Origin of the sequence: Embleya sp. NPDC020886, from assembly GCF_044333915.1 — a bacterium.
Lineage (GTDB): Bacteria > Actinomycetota > Actinomycetes > Streptomycetales > Streptomycetaceae > Embleya.
On the sequence record NZ_JBIRRX010000001.1, the window covers coordinates 1,198,208 to 1,214,580 of the forward strand.

Sequence of the window (16,373 nt, forward strand, 5' to 3'; positions counted from 1 at the left end):
CTTGGAGGCTGACACAGCTGCCTTCCCGTTGTTCGGTGTCGGGGGTCTGCGGCCCGTCCGGCCCGGTGGCGGGACGTGGCGAGAGCGCGGAGCCGGCGACGGGGGTCCGCCGGCGGGCCGCGCCGGGTGGGCCGGGCCGGTCCCGCCGCGAGAAGGTGCCCCGCGGCGGAAACCGGCCGTTCGGTCCGGCTGCGCCGCACCCGAACCGCTCGGCGGTCCGGGTGCCTGCGTCAGGTCAGTTCTTGGTGTTCAGCGTCTTCTCGATCGACGTGTTGGCTTCCTTGCCGGCTGCCGCGGCGTCGTTACCGGTCATCACCTTGGTGAGGTAGGCCTTGATCGGGTTGTTCTCCTCGACCGAGGCCCAGTTCGGCGAGTTGGGGGTGGCGAAGCCGTTCTTCGCGCCCTCCATCATCGCCGCGCCACCCGGGTCGGCCGTGACCGCGCCGCCCAGGGTGTTCTTGTTCGGGAGCTGCTTGGTCGCCTGCGCGAGCTTGGTCTGCCACTCGTCGCTGTTGATCAGCTTGATGACGTCGTAGGCCAGGTCCTGGTTCTTCGACGCCTCGGGGACCATCAGGTCGGAACCGCCGGTCAGCGCGGCACCGGCCTTGCTCGCGTCCTTGCCCGGGATCGGGAAGAAGCCGAACTTGTCCTTCAGGGCCGGGTTCGACTTGATGATCGTCTCGGCCTCGCCGGGAACGGCGATGAACTGGGCGATCTTGCCGCCGTCGGCCGCGACGACCTCGGGCTGGGTCTTCTCGTCGCCGTCCTTGGCGGCCTTGCCGTACGACTGCAGCTCCTTGTAGAAGGCAGACGCGGCGACGGCCGGGGCGCCGTCCAGGTTGGCCTTCCAGGCGCTGCCGGACTTGGTCGCGATGTCCGCGCCCTCGTCCTTGAGCAGACCGGCGTAGAAGTACCAGTTCTGACCCGGCAGGTAGATGCCCTGCTGGTCCCCGCTGTTGAGCTTCTTGGTGGTCTCGATCCACTCGGCGCGGGTCTTCGGCGGCTGCACGCTCGCCTTGGCGAAGAGGTCCTTGTTGTAGATCACGACGCGGTTGGCGGCGTAGAACGGGATGCCGTAGGTCTTGCCGTCGACCTTGCCCGGGTCGGACAGACCGGTCAGCCAGTCCTTGCCGCCGAGCTCGGTGACCTTGGAGCTGAGGTCCTTGAGGCCGCCGGAGGCGCCGTACTGGGCGATCTGGGTGTTGCCGGCCTCGATCACGTCGGGGGCGTCGTTGCTGGCGAGCGCGCCGGTGATCTTCTGGCCGATGCCGTTCCACTGCTGGATCTGCACGTCCAGCTTGGCGCCCGGGTGGTCCGTCTCGAACTTCGCCTTGAGCGCGGCGATGTAGTCGTCGGGCGCGGAGCCCTTCATCAGCCAGACCCGGACGGTCTTGCCGTTGCCCGCGGCCGGCGCGTTCGGCGCGGACGCCGCAGGCTTGGTGTCCTTTTTGTCATCGCTGCTGTCGGATCCACAGGCGGCAACACCGGTCAGCGCCGCCGCGACACCGGCCGCGACGAGAAGACGACGCTTCACTACATCCTCCTCAGGATGTCGGGCACCGCAGTTCGGTTTGGAGTTGCCGATGTCCCCCGTCGGATCCGTGAGGTGCGCGGACCGACCGAGCCCCCCACTGGGGAGGGGGCTCGAATGGGAAAACACTGACGCACCAGGGACGAGGGTTGCGCGGTGACCATCAATGGTTTAGACCATTTCGGAGGTTGGCATAGACCAATTGGGGTGTCAAGGTTCCGTAGACGGCGAACTCACGCCGTTATCGGACCGACATCCGCACTCCTGGTCCTGGGGGGATCGGTGGTCGTGCCACGATGGGGACCGAACGTGTCAGGAGGGCACCGGTGACGGCGGAACACGCGATCACAACCGCGGCGGACAGTGCGACGGCAGGAGGCGACCCCGGCCTCGAACCGAGCGCGCGCGTGCCGAAGTACTACCGCCTCAAGCGCCATCTTCAGGAGCTGACCAACACCCAGCCACCGGGCACGCCCGTGCCACCCGAACGCACCCTCGCGGCGCAGTTCGACATCTCCCGCACCACGGTGCGCCAGGCCCTCCAGGAACTGGTCATCGAGGGCCGGCTGGAGCGCGCCCAGGGCCGGGGCACCTTCGTCGCCAAGCCCAAGGTCGCGCAGAGCCTGCAGCTCACCTCCTACACCGAGGACATGCAGGCCCAGGGCCTGGAGCCGACCTCTCGGTTGATCGAGATCGGCTACATCACCTGCGACGACCACCTCGCCGAGCGGCTCGCGATCCGGCCCGGCAACCGCGTGTTGCGGATAGAGCGCCTGCGGCTGGCCAACTCCGAGCCGATGGCGATCGAGACCACGCATCTGTCCACCAAACGTTTCCCGGGCCTGCGCAAGCACCTGGCCAAGCACAACTCGCTGTATCGGGCCCTGTCGGCCGGCTTCGACGTGCACCTGGCCGAGGCCGAGGAAACGATCGAGACGGCGATGGCCACCCCGCGCGAGGCCGGTCTGTTGGGCACCGACGTGGGGCTGCCGCTGCTGTTGTTGTCCCGGCACAGCTTCGACACCGAAGGTGAGCCGGTCGAGTGGGTGCGATCCGTGTACCGGGGGGATCGGTACAAATTCGTCGCCCGACTGCGCCGCCCGCAGGAGTAGGGCCGAGCGTTTCGCCCGTCCGCATGCCATCGGCCGGACGGTCCGGGTCCACCCGGGCCGCCCGGCCGATCGCCGGAGGAATGCCGTTCGCTCCCACAGCCCCGTGCAGAGGGCCGCTGTGTGGCGAGTCACGCCGCTCCGCCGAGCCGCATGCCCACCACCTCGATGGTGCCTCACCGGCGCGGGGGTTGCCCGGGGCCACAGGTCCGCCGGCCGCGGGCCCAAGGTCCTTGCCTGGGCCCGACGGGGATCGGGGACACGCCCTAGGCTGACCGGCCATGAGCGTTCTCGTGGTGACCGGTACCGACACCGGGGTGGGCAAGACGATCGTCACGGCGGCCGTCGCCGCGATCGCGGCCGTGCGCGGCGGCACGGTGGCCGTGGTCAAGGCATCGCAGACGGGTGTGGGGCCGAACGAGGCGGGCGACCTGGCCGACGTGCGGCGCCTGGCCGGGGTGACCGACCTGCACGAGTACTCGCGCTACCCCGACCCGCTCTCCCCCGCCGCCGCCTCCCGGGTCTCCGGCCTGCCGCCGGTGGACCTGTACGGCGTCGCCGACCGGGTCCGCGCGCTCGCCAAGGAGACCGACCTGGTCGTCGTCGAGGGCGCGGGCGGCCTGCTCGTGCGCTTCGACGACGAGGGCACCACGATCGCCGACCTGGCCCACGAGCTGAAGGCCGGCGCCCTCGTGGTGACCCGGCCCGACCTGGGCACGCTCAACCACACCGCGCTCACCCTGGAGTCGATGGCCCACCGGGGGGTGGACCTGGTCGGCGTGGTGATCGGCTCCTGGCCCACCGAGCCCGACCTGGCGATGCGCTGCAATGTCCGGGATCTGGAGACCCTGGCCGCCCGTCCGCTGGCCGGTGTGCTGCCCGCCGGCGCGGGTTCGCTGCACCCCGCCGACTTCCTGCTCACGGCCCGCGCGAGTTTGTCGCCGGCTCTGGGCGGTACCTTCGATCCGGCCGCGTTCCGCGCCATACAGGATCCGACCGCAAGGTGAGCGACATGACGGAAACCCTCGACAGTGACCGTACGCAGACCGTGAACGACGACATCCTGGCCGTGGCCCGGCGCCAAGTCCTCGACGAGGGACGGGGGCTGAGCGCCGAGCAGGTGCTGGCCGTGCTGGAGCTCGCGGACGACCGCCTCGAAGAACTGCTCCAGCTCGCGCACGAGGTCCGGGTCCGACACTGCGGGCCCGAGGTCGAGGTCGAGGGCATCGTGTCGGTCAAGACCGGTGGTTGCCCCGAGGACTGCCACTTCTGCTCCCAGTCGGGTCTGTTCCCCTCCCCCGTGCGCGCCGCGTGGCTGGACATCCCCTCGCTGGTGGAGGCCGCCAAGGAGACCGCCGCGACCGGCGCCACCGAGTTCTGCATCGTGGCCGCCGTGCGCGGCCCGGACGAGCGCCTGATGAAGCAGATGCGCCAGGGCGTCGCGGCGATCCGCGAGGCGGTCGACATCAACATCGCCGCGTCGCTGGGCATGCTCACCCAGGAGCAGGTCGACGAGCTCGCCGAGATGGGCATCCACCGCTACAACCACAACCTGGAGACGGCGAAGTCGTACTTCACCAACGTGGTCACCACGCACACGTGGGAGGAGCGCTGGGACACCCTGCGGATGGTGCGCGCGGCGGGCATGGAGGTGTGCTGCGGCGGCATCGTCGGCATGGGCGAGTCGGCCGAGCAGCGCGCCGAGTTCGCCGGCCAACTGGCCGAGCTGGAGCCGGACGAGGTGCCGCTGAACTTCCTCAACCCGCGCCCGGGCACGCCGTTCGCCGACCAGGAGGTGCTGGAGCCGCGCGAGGCGCTCAAGATCATCGGCGCCTTCCGGCTCGCCCTCCCCCGGACCATCCTGCGCTACGCGGGCGGCCGGGAGATCGCGCTCGGCGACCTGGGCACCCGCGAGGGCCTGCTCGGCGGCATCAACGCGGTGATCGTCGGCAACTACCTCACCACCCTGGGCCGCGCCGCGGACGCCGACCTGGAGCTGCTCAAGGAACTGAGCATGCCGGTCAAGGCGCTCAACCAGACGTTGTAGCCACACCCCGACCGCCGACGGCCCCACCCGGACCGGGAGCCGTCGGCGGTCGCCTCTTACTGCCCGGTAGCGCACGCGGATAGATTTCCCGGCGGCACGGGGCCCGCCGGGTCCGCGGCGACGGAGGTCGGGCATGCGCGCACCACGAGGGGCCGAGGAACGAGACCACGCCGACCGAACGGTCGAGGGGCACGGTGGCACGCTCGCCGTCGCCGCCGCCCGGGCGCACGGGATCGACACGATGTTCACCCTGTCGGGAGGCCACGTCTTCCCGCTCTACGACGCCGCGGTCGGTGCCGAGGCGCCGCTGCGGGTGGTGGACGTACGGCACGAGCAGACCGCCGTGTTCGCCGCCGAGGCGACCGCCAAGCTCACCCGCCGGCCCGGCCTGGCCGTACTGACCGCCGGGCCCGGCGTCACCAATGGGATCAGCGCGGTGGCCACCGCCTGGTTCAACGGCTCGCCGATGCTGGTGCTGGGCGGCCGCGCGCCGGCGTTTCGTTGGGGCTCGGGGGCGCTCCAGGAGCTGGACCATCCGCCGCTGCTGGCCCCGATCACCAAACGCGCGGCGACCGTGCACGACACCGACCGGATCACCGCCGAGGTGGACGCCGCGCTGACCCTGGCGAACAGCCCGCACCGGGGGCCGGTCTTCCTGGACGTGCCGATGGACGTGCTCTACGACCGCGCGGAGGTATCGCTGCCGTGCCCGGCCCCGCCCGCGCCGGTGCTCCCCGACCCGGATCCGGTCGCCGCGGTCGCCGACCTGCTCGCCCGCGCGGCCCGACCGGTGCTGGTGCTCGGCCAGGACGTGTGGATCGGGAGCGCGGAACAGGCCGCGCGGCGGGCCGCCGAGACCATGGGGATACCGGTGGTGGCCAACGGAATGGGCCGGGGCGTGTTACCCGCCGGCCACCCGCTGCTCGCCGGCCGGGCCCGGACGACCGCGCTCGGCGGCGCCGATCTGGTGCTGGTGGCGGGCGCGCCGCTGGACTTCCGACTGGGCTACGGCAGCTTCGGCGGTCAGGGCGGCGGGCCCTCCGCGCGCGTGGTGCACCTGACCGACGCCCCCGCGGGCTCGGCGCCGCACGCGCACTGCGCGATGACCCTCGCGGCGGACCTGACCGAGCTGTTCGACGCGCTGACCACCGCGTGGGAGCGGGTCGGCCGGGTCGGCATGTATCGGATCTGGGCCACGCACGTGCGCGACGCGGCCCGCACCGCCGCGCAGTCCGACGCACCGCTCCTGGGCAGCGCCGGCCGGCCGATCCATCCGGCGCGCGTGCACGGCGAGTTGCTCCGCCTGCTCGACGAGGACGCCGTGGTGATCGGCGACGGCGGTGACTTCGTGTCCTTCGCGGGCAAGTACATCGAACCCGCCCGCCCGGGCGGCTGGCTCGACGCGGGCCCGTACGGCTGCCTGGGCACCGGCCTGGGCTACGCGCTGGGCGCCCGGCTGGCCCGCCCCTCGGCGCAGGTCGTGCTGCTGCTGGGCGACGGGGCGGCGGGCTTCTCGCTGATGGACGTGGACACCCTGGTCCGGCATCGCCTGCCGGTGGTGCTGATCGTCGGCAACAACGGCTGCTGGGCGCTGGAGAAACACCCGATGCGCATGTTGTACGGGCACGACGTGGCCGCCGACCTGGCCCCGGGCACCCGCTACGACGACGTGGTGCGTGCGCTGGGCGGCGCGGGCGAGACGATCACCCGCCCCGAACGGATCGCCCCCGCGCTGCGTCGCGCGTTCGACTCCGGCGTGCCCTACCTGCTGAACGTGCTCACCGATCCGGAGGCGGTCTACCCGCGCACGACCATGGGCGTGTGATCGGCAGCGTAAACTGGACGGCTATGAATCCTCCTGCCTCCGCCGCGGCCCGACCGCACGACCACCACCCCGCTCCCGCCGGCGTCCACATCCGCCAGGCGCGCCCGCAGGAGTACGAAGCGGTGGGGGACGTGACCGTCGCGGGCTACGCCGGCCTGGTCGCCGCCGACCAGGACTACGTGAACGATCTGCGCAAGGCCGCGCATCGGGCGGAGAACTCCGAACTGCTCGTGGCGGTGGACGAGGGCAGCGGCGAGATCCTGGGCACCGTGGCCTTCGTGCTGCCCGGCAGCGCCTACGCGGAGGTCTCCCGAGAGGGCGAGGGCGAGTTCCGGATGCTCGCGGTCGGCCCGGCCGCCCGCGGTCGCGGCATCGGCGAGGCGCTCGTGGAGGCGTGCCTGGAGCGGGCCCGCAAGCACCACTTCACCGCCGTCGCGATCTCCACCGTGTGGGACATGCGCGCCGCACACCGGCTCTACGCGCGGATGGGCTTCCACCGCGCGCCCGAGCGCGACTGGTGGCCGGTGCCCGAGGTGGAACTGATCTGCTACCTCAAAGACCTGCGCACCGCCCCGTAGAACCGAGCGGGACACCGCCGTTCGTCGGGCCGGCGGACCGTTCGTCGAAACCGGGTCCGGCCGGGTCCGCTCCGGCCGCCCGGGCCCAGGCCGTAATCTACGGCCGTGAGCACCGATGCAGCCTTCTGCGACCACTGCGGCGAACAGCGTGCCGGCGCCGCGCACGACGACTGTGTGCGGCGCCGCGAACTCGAACCCCCGCGCTACTGCGGTCGGTGCCGACGGCGGATGACCGTACAGGTGACCCCGCGCGGTTGGACCGCCAAGTGCGTCGAGCACGGAGTGCTCACGTCGATCTGACCCCCGCGGTCGGGCCGGCGCGAGTACCCGGACGCGATGCCGCGCCGGGTGCTACTCGATCACCGCGATCGGGTCGCCCTCCTGGATCACGTCGCCCTCGGCGACGCTGATGCGGGCGATGGTGCCCGGAAACTCGTTGAGCACCGGGATCTCCATCTTCATCGACTCCAGGATGACCAGAGTGCTGCCGGCCTCGACCGTGTCCCCCTCGTGGGCGACGACCTTGGCCACGTTGGCCACCATCTCCGCCAGGACCTGCTCGGCCATCGTCGTTCCTCCTTCGGGCCCGGGTCGGGCCGTGGTGAAGCGCGGATCGGGCGCGATGACGCCCGCTCGAAATCCAATCACGGGAATCCGGCCCCGGCGGCTGTCCGAGCCGACAAGGCCCTCCCGCGATCCTGGTCCGAGCCCGCGGGCCCGTCCCGGATCCGAGGGCTCAGCCGGTCCGTTCCAGCACCTGCGCCAGCGCCTCGACCACCCGGGGGTCGTAGGCCCCGGACACGTCCGCACGCAGCCGGGCCAACACCTCGGGCCGCGAACGCGGGTCGTCGCTCGTCGTGATCAGGTCGTCGTAGGCGTTGACCACCTTGATGATCCGGCCGGCCAGCGGTGGCGGCGGTCCGCCCCCGGCGTCCCGGTAGGGGTCGGCCTGCGCGGCCACGATGCCGGCCACCCGATCGAGCACCCCGCTCTCCCGGATCACCTCCGCGCCCAGCCGGGCGATCCGACGTTGCTCGGCCTCGGGCAGATTCAGCGTGGTGCCGCCGGGCACCGGTTCCGCCAACGCGAGTTGCCCGATGTCGTGCATCCCGGCCGCAGACCGCAACTCGCGCAGTTCCGGCTCGCCCAGCCCCAGGTCCACCCCGACCGCGTGCGCGAGATCGCCCACCCGGGCGGCATGCCCCGGCGACCCGCACCCGGCCGCCTCCGGCAGCCGCGACAGCGCGTCGACGGTCTGTCGATGCACCAGCCGGATCGCGGCGTAGCGCCGAAAGGACAGCAGCACCAGCAACGACGGCAGACAGAACACCGGCACCGCCCACAGGCCCAGCGCGCCGGCGGACAGGGCGATCAACATGCCGCTCGCGCCCACCGCGGTGCCGATCCCGGTCAGCCCGCAGGCCCGTCCGGTGTCCTCGCCGTCCGGCCCGATCCGCTCGGTGGGGCTGAGCCCCGCGCACAGCGCCCGTAATTCGGCCAGCAGCGCGGGACGGAACGCACGACCCACCCGAGCCATCGCGGCCACCACCGCGTCGCACAACGAGGTCAACAACACCACCAGGACCAGGTAGCCGCCGTAGGCCCACCCGTGCCCCATCACCGCGTCGAGCCCACCGTCCGCGTACATCGGCCGGAACAACGTCGCCGCGAAGCCCGCCGCGAGCACCCGACGGGCGACGTACGCGGGCGCCGGTGCCCGACCGCGCGCGACGTGCGGCAGGGTGCCCGCGAGCAGCGCGACGGCGACCACCGCGACCACCTGGAGCACACCGTGCCGGGACACCGTGCCGTGCACGTCCGGGAGCAACGCGTAGGCGAGCGCGCCGGCCGCGCCCAGCGGCGCGGTCTCCCGGTTGCCGGGCAACGTCACCCGGGCCGTCTCGCCGACGGCGATCACCGTGCCGAAGACCAGGGCGTAGGACGGCTGCACCACGCCCTCGGCCGCGGTGACGGCCACCGCGACCGCCGCGGCGAGCGCGCCCAGCACGAGCACGACGGTGCCGGTGTACGCGCGCAACCGCGTGGCCGGCGCCGCCGGTTCGGCCCGCACCCCGGTCGTCGTCACGACCCGCCGCCGACCCGCCCGCGGGCCACCGAGTGGGTGTCGGCCCGCGACTGCCCGCGCGGCGCGGGCACCCGCACCTCGCCCTCGCCGTCCCGCACCTCGGCCTCCGGCCAGCCGTGCCGGGCCAGCGCCTGTGCGAGCGCCTCGACCATGCGCGGGTCGAACTGGGTGCCGCTGCATCGGCGCAGCTCCGCCATCGCCGCGTCCGCCCCGCGCGCGGGCCGGTACGAGCGGGTCGAGGTCATCGAGTCGAACGCGTCCGCGACCGCGATCACCCGGGCGAACTCGGGGATCTCGGCACCGGCGAGACCGGCCGGATAACCGCGCCCGTCCATGCGTTCGTGGTGGTGCAGGATGCCCGCGTGCGCCTCGCCGAGAAAGGTCAGGCCGGCCACCATCTCGGCGCCGCTGACCGGGTGTCGCTGCATCTCGCGCAGTTCCTCCGGGTCCAGCCTGCCCGGCTTGGTCAGCACCCGGGTGGACACGCTCAACTTGCCGACGTCGTGCAGGATGCCCGCGTAGCGCAGCCGGACCACCCGATCCTCGCGCATGCCCAGCCGGCGGGCGATCAACACCGAGGCCCGGGCCACCCGTTCGCTGTGCCCTCGGGTGTAGCCGTCCTTGATCTCCACCGCCCGGACCAGGGTGCGCACGGTCGCCTCGTGCGCGGCCTGCTCCTGCGCCTGCTGGGCGTAGGCCCAGAACGCCACGTAGAGCGGGAGCAGCACCAACACCGCCGCGAACACGCCCAGTCGCTGCTGCCACAACACGGCCATCATCAGCCCGATCGGCACCGAGCCCAGTCGCCAACCGGCCGAGCGCACGAACACCTCGCGCAACACCGGGAGTCCGCCGGCGCCCTGGGTCTCGGCCCGGAACGCGGTGTCCAGCAGGCCGCTCACCACATACAGCGCCAGTCCCGCCGCGGCCGTCGGCAACAGCCCTGCGGGCAACTCCGACGCGGTCAGGTAACGCGTCCCGTCCAGGAGTTCGTAGACCCGGGAGGCGACCGCGATGGCCGGCACCAGATGCGCGGCGTCGACCACACGGGTGACCGGGTCGGCGGTGCCCGCCCGCGCGATCAGCACGCCGGGCAGCGCGACCGTCGCGGCGGCGCCCGCGGGCAACAGCAGCACCGCCGCGCACACCAACGGAAAAAGCGCCCCGTCGGGGGCGCCGCACAGGCCGGTGAGTCGGGCTCGGGCCACCGCCCCGAAGGCGATGAACAACACCGCCAACGCGCCCAGTCGATCGATGTCCACACCGGACCACGACAGCAGGATCAGCGCGGGCACGGACCCGCCCACCACGATCCCGGCGTGGATCCGGGCGCTCGGCGGCAGCGTGCGCATGCGACTCCTCGGCTGGTCGCTCGGACCACCGAGAATAGGCCGCCCGGGTAACGGCCGAAGGGCGCATGCCCGGTTTGTCCCGGCCATGCGCCCCGGTTTTAGCTCGTTCGGGTCAGTGGCTCATCCGAATCGACGGCTCGTTCGAATCCGTTCGAAACGGCCGGCGATCGACTCGCCGGCCCGCTCGGATCAGGCGCGACCCGGGCGCTCTATCTCGACCACGGTCTCCTCGACCGAGACCCGCTGGGCGTCCACCTCGACGCGCACCAGCTTGATCCGCTCCAGCACCTTGTTGCGCAGCTCCGAGGGGACCTCGTCGCGCCCGCAGCAGCGGTGCACCAGCTCCTTCACCTGCTGTTCGAGGCCGTACTTGTCCAGGCACGGCGAGCACTCGTCGAGGTGCGTGCGAATGCTGGTGCAGTCCGCGTCCGCCAACTCGTTGTCGATGTACTCGTACAGGTGCCCGAGGATCTCGGAGCAGTCCACCTCGTGGTGGTCACCGCAGCTCATGAGTCCGAGCCTTTCCGGTCGGTGCCTGCGGGGACGAGGCCGCGCTCACGGGCGTAGTCGGCCAGCAGATCGCGGAGCTGACGTCGCCCGCGGTGCAGGCGCGACATCACGGTCCCGATGGGAGTACCCATGATGTCCGCGATCTCCTTGTACGCGAAGCCCTCGACATCGGCGAGGTACACCGCGATCCGAAACTCCTCGGGGATGGCCTGCAGGGCCGTCTTCACGTCGGAGTCGGGCAGGTGGTCGAGTGCCTGCGCCTCGGCCGAGCGCAGTCCGGTGGACATGTGCGACTCGGCGCGGTGGAGCTGCCAGTCCTCGATCTCCTCCGCATGCGATTCCAGCGGCTGCCGCTGCTTCTTGCGGTAGGAGTTGATGAAGGTGTTGGTCAGGATGCGGTACAGCCAGGCCTTGAGGTTGGTGCCCTCTTTGAACTGGTGGAACGACGCGTACGCCTTGGCGAACGTCTCCTGGACCAGGTCCTCGGCATCCGCCGGGTTGCGGGTCATCCGCAGCGCCGCCGAATACAACTGATCGAGGAACGGCAGGGCGTCCCGCTCGAACCGCGCGTCTTGCTGCTCCAAGGTCTCCGGTACGAGACCCACCTCCTTCAAGCCAGGTGTCGACGATATCGCCCGAGGCTGATCGGTGCCCGCACCCCACTCGGGCCAGGCGAGAAACGGTGCCTCGTTTCGGACAACCGAACCGGCGGCCTTGAGCATGGGAGCGACCTCCACTCGTCGACGCTTGACAGTTGGGGGAACACGTCGCCGACACGGATCATTCCCGTGCGCTCGCGGCCACCAGCCAATCGCCGACACCGGCTGTGATCAGGGCCAACGCCGCTTCCTGGGTGATCGCGGCGCGCTTGGGAACGGCGAATCCGTGGTCCGCGAACGGCACCCGGAGCAGGGTCGGACCGTCCGCCGGAAACTCGTCCGGCCCACCGAACGAGTCGCGTTCGCCCTGGACGACCAGGGTCGGCACGCCGGCGCCGAGCAGTTCAGCCAAGCGCGAACGCTCCGGCCGTCCGGGTGGATGCAGCGGGAAGGCCAGCGCGACCACACCCGCCACATTCGTTTCAGCCGCGGTGCGGCACGCGACCCGGGCGCCCGCGCTGCGGCCGGATCCGAACACCGGCAGGCCCTCGACCGCGTTGCGCCGGGCGATCTCGGCGAGCACCGGAAGCCAGCCCGCGTCCAAGGTCCCCGGCGCCGGGGCGAGTCGCCGACCGGCCACCCGCCACGGCTGCTCGACCAGGGCGACGTGGATGCCGCGTGCGGGCAGCGCCGCGGCGAGCGCGGCCAGGTCGCGTGCCTCGATCCCGCCGCCCGCGCCGTGGCTCGCCACGAACCACGCCCGGGCCGGCACCGCGGTGGCGCGCCGTACGGTCACCCGCGCGGCACCGACCGGCGTGGTGACCTCGAACACCTCGGCCGGCCCGGCGTCGCCCGCCGACCGGCCCCCGGCGCCCACCGCCGCCGGGTCGGTCGGGCCGGTGGAGTCGGTCGCGGCGGTCGAGCCGAGCGGGTCGACCCGATCAGAAGAGCGTCGCGTCAACGGTGACCTCGTCCTCGGGAATCGCTTCGAGCAGATGCGGCGCGTTGTTGCGGACGTTGTTGACGTCCGTCGAGACCGGGTGTGCCGTCATGAACCCGGCGGGCGGTGGCACCAGCAGCCCGCGGATCTCCTCCGGCTCGGTCCACGCCGGGTCCAGCCAGCCGTCCCACTTGTCCCGGGTCAGCACCAGCGGCATCCGGTGGTGGATCCGGGCCAGCTCGGGATCCGCGTCCAGGGTGAGGATCGTGCAGGTCCACAACCAGCCGAGCGGGTCGTCGTCGGCCCGGCTGCGATCGCGCCACCACTCGTACAGCCCGGCGAAGGCCACCTCGGCGCCGTCCGCCGCGTGGATCCAGTACGGCTGCTTGCGCGAGGCGCCCTTGGGGCCGTCCGGCGCGGTCTCGGGGGTGTGCCATTCGAAATAGCCGTCGGCCGGCAACAGGCACCGCCGGGCGGCGAACGCCTTGCGATAGGCCGGCTTCTCGTGCACGGTCTCGGACCGCGCGTTGATCATCTTGGCGCCCATGCCGGGATCCTTGGCCCAGGACGGCACCAGGCCCCACTTGATCGGGCGCAGTTGCCGGGCGGGCGCGCCGCCGGACTCGACCGGGCGTTCCAGGACCGCGTAGACCTGCTTGGTCGGCGCGATGTTCCAGTCGGGAGGGAGCTCGTCCGCGGGGTCGAACCGATCGACCTCGAAGATCTCGACGAGGTCATCGGGGCTCTTGCTGGACGCATACCGGCCACACATGGCGTCCAGGGTGCCACGTACGGAAAACGAATCGGGGCCGGGTCGGCGAACGGACTAGGCTTGCCACGTGATGTCTGCGTTGTGGTCTGCCCCCGTTGCCTCCGCTCCCGTGACCGCCACCGTCGAGGTGCCCGGGTCCAAGTCGGTGACCAACCGCGCCCTCGTGTTGGCCGCGCTGGCCGACGGTCCCGGCTATATCCGCCGGCCGCTGCGCAGCCGCGACTCGTCGCTGATGGTGGCCGGCCTGCGTGCGCTCGGCGTGGTGATCGAGGACCGCGGCCAGGACTGGTACGTGCTGCCCGGCGGACTCTCCGGCCCGGCGACCGTGGACTGCGGCAACGCGGGCACGGTGATGCGCTTCCTGCCGCCGGTGGCCGCGCTCGCCGACGGGCCGGTGCGCTTCGACGGCGACCCGCGCTCGTACGAGCGCCCGCTGGACGGCGTGATCAACGCACTGCGCGACCTGGGCACCCGGATCGACGACGAGGGCGAGGCCCGGCTGCCGATGACCGTGCTCGGCGGCGGCGGGGTCGAGGGCGGCGTGGTGCACATCGACGCCTCCGCGTCGTCGCAGTTCGTCAGCGCACTGTTGTTGTCCGGGCCGCGCTTCAACCTCGGTGTCGAGATTCGGCACACCGGCGGCTCGGTGCCCTCGATGACGCACATCGCGATGACCGTGGACATGCTGCGGGCGGCCGGCGCCCGGGTGGACGACGCCGAGCCCAACGTGTGGCGGGTCGCCCCGGGCGCGTTGCTCGGCCGCGACATGGTCGTCGAGCCGGACCTGTCCAACGCCGGTCCGTTCCTGGCCGCCGCGCTGGTCACCGGCGGTTCGGTGACCGTGCGGGACTGGCCCGAGCACACCACGCAGCCCGGTGACCGGCTGCGCTCGATCTTCACCGCGATGGGCGGCTCGTGCACGCTCGGCGCGGCCGGCCTGACCCTGACCGGCGGCACCGCGGTGCACGGCATCGAGGCCGATCTGCACGACGTCGGCGAGCTGACCCCGGTGATCGCGGCGGTCGCGGCACTGGCCGACGGCCCCAGCCGGCTGACCGGCGTGGCCCACCTGCGGCTGCACGAGACCGACCGCCTGGCCGCGCTGGTCAAGGAGATCAACGACCTCGGCGGCGACGTGAACGAGATCGAGGACGGCCTGGAGATCCGGCCGCGTCCGCTGCACGGCGGTGTCTTCCACACCTACGACGACCACCGGTTGGCCACCGCGGCCGCCGTGCTGGGCCTGCTGGTCCCGGGCGTGGAAGTGGAGAACGTGGAGACCACCGCGAAAACCATGCCCGACTTCACCGGTCTGTGGACGCGCATGCTGACCGCACGACGCGGCTGAGAGGCCCGGGACGATGGCGGGACTGGGCTCCAACCGACGCAGGGACCTGGACGAGGACGACATCCGGGTCCGTCCGGGCAAGCGCGGTTCCCGTCCGCGCACCCGGACCCGGCCCAAGCACGAGGACGCCCGCGAGGGTCGCGTGCTGACCGTCGACCGCGGCCGGTACACGTGCCTGCTGGAGGACGAGGACGCGCCGGACCGCTCGATCACCGCGATGAAGGCCCGCGAACTGGGCCGCAAGGGCGTCGTGGTCGGCGACCGGGTCGCCATCGTCGGCGACCTCAGCGGCGAGGACGGCTCGCTGGCCCGGATCGTCCGGGTCGAGGAACGTCGCAGCACGCTGCGCCGCACCGCCGACGACGACGATCCGTACGAGCGGATCATCGTGGCCAACGCCGACCAGCTCGCGATCGTCACCGCGCTGGCCGACCCCGAGCCGCGCCCGCGGCTGATCGACCGCTGCCTGGTGGCCGCCTTCGACGCGGGCCTGGAGCCGCTGCTCGTGCTCACCAAGGCCGATCTCGCCTCTCCCGACGACCTGTTGGAGATGTACGGGGCGCTCGGCGTGGAGTTCGTGGTCACCAGGAGCGAGTCGAACTGGGACCTGGATCCGATCCGCGCCCGCCTGGCCGGCAAGGTCACCGTCTTCGTCGGCCACAGCGGCGTCGGCAAGACCACCCTGGTCAACGAGTTGGTGCCGAACCACCGGCGCGCGGTCGGGCACGTCAACGAGGTGACCGGTCGCGGCCGGCACACCACCACGTCGGCGCTGACCCTGCGGCTGCCCCCCTTCGAGGACGACACGGTCGAGCCCGGCCTCGATCAGGGCTGGGTCGTGGACACCCCGGGAGTGCGCTCGTTCGGCCTCAACCACGTCGACCTGGGTCGGGTGATCAACGCCTTCCCCGACCTGGCGGCGGGCACCGAGGACTGTCCGCGCGCGTGTTCGCACGACGAGCCCGACTGCGCGCTCGACGCCTGGGTCGAGGCCGGCCACGCCGAGCCGGCCCGGTTGTACTCGCTGCGTCGGCTGCTGAGCACCCGCGAACGCGACGAGGGCGACTGACGCCCACCGCCGGGGTCAGCGCACCAGGGGGAGGAAGATCGTGTCGACGATCTCCTCCAGGAGCCGGTCCGGCACGGAAGCGAAGGTCGTCAGGATCTCCAGCCGCAGCAGGCCGAACGGCAGGTCCTTGACGCGCTCGGTGAGAAGTTCCGGATTCTTGATCTCGCCGCGCGCGACGGCGCGCTCGAAGAGCACGTCGACGGAATTCTCCCGCCCCGCCGTCAGGAGGTCGCCGGGGCTGGTGCCGGTCTCCTGGTAGTAGCCGGCCAGGTGCACGCTCATCACGGTGACGAACCGGACGCGGGTGGCGTTGATCTCCCGCATGAGGGTGAGGACGTCCTCCCGCAGGCTTCCGGTGTCGGGCACGTCGAGGCGGTTCTGCTCCAGCATGTGCCCGATGGCCGCCCGGACCAGTTCGTCGCGGTCGGACCAGCGGCGATAGAGCACGGGCGGGCTGGTGCCCGCGCGCTGCACGACGGCGTCCATGGTGAACCTGGCGTAGCCGTTGGCCACGAGTTCTTCCCAGGCCGCGTCCAGGAGCGCCTTCTCCAGTGCCGCCCCGCGGCGCCGCTCGGCCATGCACATCTCCCCTGCATCCCTTAGATAG

At 72.0% G+C, this 16,373-nt stretch carries 17 protein-coding genes; 8 read left to right on the forward strand and 9 right to left on the reverse strand.

The window, feature by feature from the left end; translation table 11 throughout:
* Positions 1-235 precede the first annotated feature (235 nt).
* The gene (locus tag ACH4U8_RS04965) at positions 236-1,534 is read right to left on the reverse strand and encodes an extracellular solute-binding protein (RefSeq protein WP_360324299.1); all 1,299 of its coding nucleotides are present in this window, start codon (positions 1,532-1,534) and stop codon (positions 236-238) included.
* 323 nt (positions 1,535-1,857) lie between these two features.
* Between ACH4U8_RS04965 and ACH4U8_RS04970 the strand changes: the two genes are divergently transcribed.
* The 6 genes from ACH4U8_RS04970 (at position 1,858) to ACH4U8_RS04995 (ending at position 7,390) form a co-directional block, all read left to right on the forward strand.
* Positions 1,858-2,643, forward strand: a complete 786-nt coding sequence (locus ACH4U8_RS04970) for a GntR family transcriptional regulator (protein ID WP_379992044.1) — start codon at positions 1,858-1,860, stop codon at positions 2,641-2,643.
* Positions 2,644-2,921: 278 nt separating this feature from the next.
* Complete coding sequence (bioD, locus tag ACH4U8_RS04975) at positions 2,922-3,647, forward strand: dethiobiotin synthase (RefSeq protein ID WP_360324297.1); 726 nt, start codon at positions 2,922-2,924, stop codon at positions 3,645-3,647.
* A 5-nt stretch (positions 3,648-3,652) separates the two neighbouring features.
* Entirely contained in the window at positions 3,653-4,687 is a 1,035-nt protein-coding gene (gene bioB / locus ACH4U8_RS04980; protein ID WP_360324295.1) for a biotin synthase BioB, read from the forward strand.
* A gap of 133 nt (positions 4,688-4,820) precedes the next feature.
* On the forward strand, positions 4,821-6,512 hold the full coding sequence (locus ACH4U8_RS04985; RefSeq protein ID WP_379990605.1) for an acetolactate synthase: 1,692 nt from the start codon (positions 4,821-4,823) through the stop codon (positions 6,510-6,512).
* 23 nt (positions 6,513-6,535) lie between these two features.
* Positions 6,536-7,090, forward strand: coding sequence for a GNAT family N-acetyltransferase (locus ACH4U8_RS04990; protein WP_395775840.1), 555 nt, complete (start codon positions 6,536-6,538; stop codon positions 7,088-7,090).
* Positions 7,091-7,195: 105 nt separating this feature from the next.
* The gene (locus ACH4U8_RS04995) at positions 7,196-7,390 is read left to right on the forward strand and encodes a hypothetical protein (RefSeq protein ID WP_360324289.1); all 195 of its coding nucleotides are present in this window, start codon (positions 7,196-7,198) and stop codon (positions 7,388-7,390) included.
* Between the two features lie 51 nt (positions 7,391-7,441).
* On the opposite strand, the gene ACH4U8_RS05000 is transcribed toward ACH4U8_RS04995, so the two are convergent.
* From ACH4U8_RS05000 to ACH4U8_RS05030, 7 genes are all read right to left on the reverse strand, one after another.
* Positions 7,442-7,657: a biotin/lipoyl-binding carrier protein gene (locus tag ACH4U8_RS05000; RefSeq protein WP_360324287.1), complete on the reverse strand. Its 216-nt coding sequence runs from the start codon at positions 7,655-7,657 to the stop codon at positions 7,442-7,444.
* Positions 7,658-7,826: 169 nt separating this feature from the next.
* The gene (locus tag ACH4U8_RS05005; RefSeq protein ID WP_395775841.1) at positions 7,827-9,176 is read right to left on the reverse strand and encodes an HD-GYP domain-containing protein; all 1,350 of its coding nucleotides are present in this window, start codon (positions 9,174-9,176) and stop codon (positions 7,827-7,829) included.
* Positions 9,173-10,528 (reverse strand): HD domain-containing phosphohydrolase, encoded by a 1,356-nt coding sequence (locus tag ACH4U8_RS05010; protein ID WP_395775842.1) that lies wholly within the window; start codon positions 10,526-10,528, stop codon positions 9,173-9,175. Before ACH4U8_RS05010 ends, ACH4U8_RS05005 begins: the two co-directional genes overlap by 4 nt.
* A 189-nt stretch (positions 10,529-10,717) precedes the next feature.
* Complete coding sequence (rsrA, locus tag ACH4U8_RS05015; RefSeq protein WP_379990602.1) at positions 10,718-11,038, reverse strand: mycothiol system anti-sigma-R factor; 321 nt, start codon at positions 11,036-11,038, stop codon at positions 10,718-10,720.
* On the reverse strand, positions 11,035-11,670 hold the full coding sequence (locus ACH4U8_RS05020) for a sigma-70 family RNA polymerase sigma factor (RefSeq protein ID WP_063744985.1): 636 nt from the start codon (positions 11,668-11,670) through the stop codon (positions 11,035-11,037). Before ACH4U8_RS05020 ends, rsrA begins: the two co-directional genes overlap by 4 nt.
* 148 nt (positions 11,671-11,818) lie before the next feature.
* Positions 11,819-12,598 carry an alpha/beta family hydrolase gene (locus ACH4U8_RS05025; RefSeq protein ID WP_395775843.1) on the reverse strand — a complete coding sequence of 260 codons (780 nt, stop codon included), beginning with the start codon at positions 12,596-12,598 and terminating at the stop codon, positions 11,819-11,821.
* Positions 12,579-13,349 (reverse strand): SOS response-associated peptidase, encoded by a 771-nt coding sequence (locus tag ACH4U8_RS05030; protein WP_395775844.1) that lies wholly within the window; start codon positions 13,347-13,349, stop codon positions 12,579-12,581. Before ACH4U8_RS05030 ends, ACH4U8_RS05025 begins: the two co-directional genes overlap by 20 nt.
* Positions 13,350-13,419: 70 nt before the next feature.
* On the opposite strand from ACH4U8_RS05030, the gene aroA reads away from it, so the two are divergent.
* Both aroA and rsgA read left to right on the forward strand, forming a co-directional pair.
* Positions 13,420-14,697 (forward strand): 3-phosphoshikimate 1-carboxyvinyltransferase, encoded by a 1,278-nt coding sequence (aroA, locus tag ACH4U8_RS05035; RefSeq protein ID WP_395775998.1) that lies wholly within the window; start codon positions 13,420-13,422, stop codon positions 14,695-14,697.
* A gap of 13 nt (positions 14,698-14,710) precedes the next feature.
* On the forward strand, positions 14,711-15,766 hold the full coding sequence (gene rsgA, locus ACH4U8_RS05040; protein WP_395775845.1) for a ribosome small subunit-dependent GTPase A: 1,056 nt from the start codon (positions 14,711-14,713) through the stop codon (positions 15,764-15,766).
* A gap of 15 nt (positions 15,767-15,781) precedes the next feature.
* Here the strand turns inward: rsgA and ACH4U8_RS05045 are convergent, their stop codons facing one another.
* The gene (locus ACH4U8_RS05045) at positions 15,782-16,345 is read right to left on the reverse strand and encodes a TetR/AcrR family transcriptional regulator (RefSeq protein ID WP_360308370.1); all 564 of its coding nucleotides are present in this window, start codon (positions 16,343-16,345) and stop codon (positions 15,782-15,784) included.
* Positions 16,346-16,373: the final 28 nt, after the last annotated feature.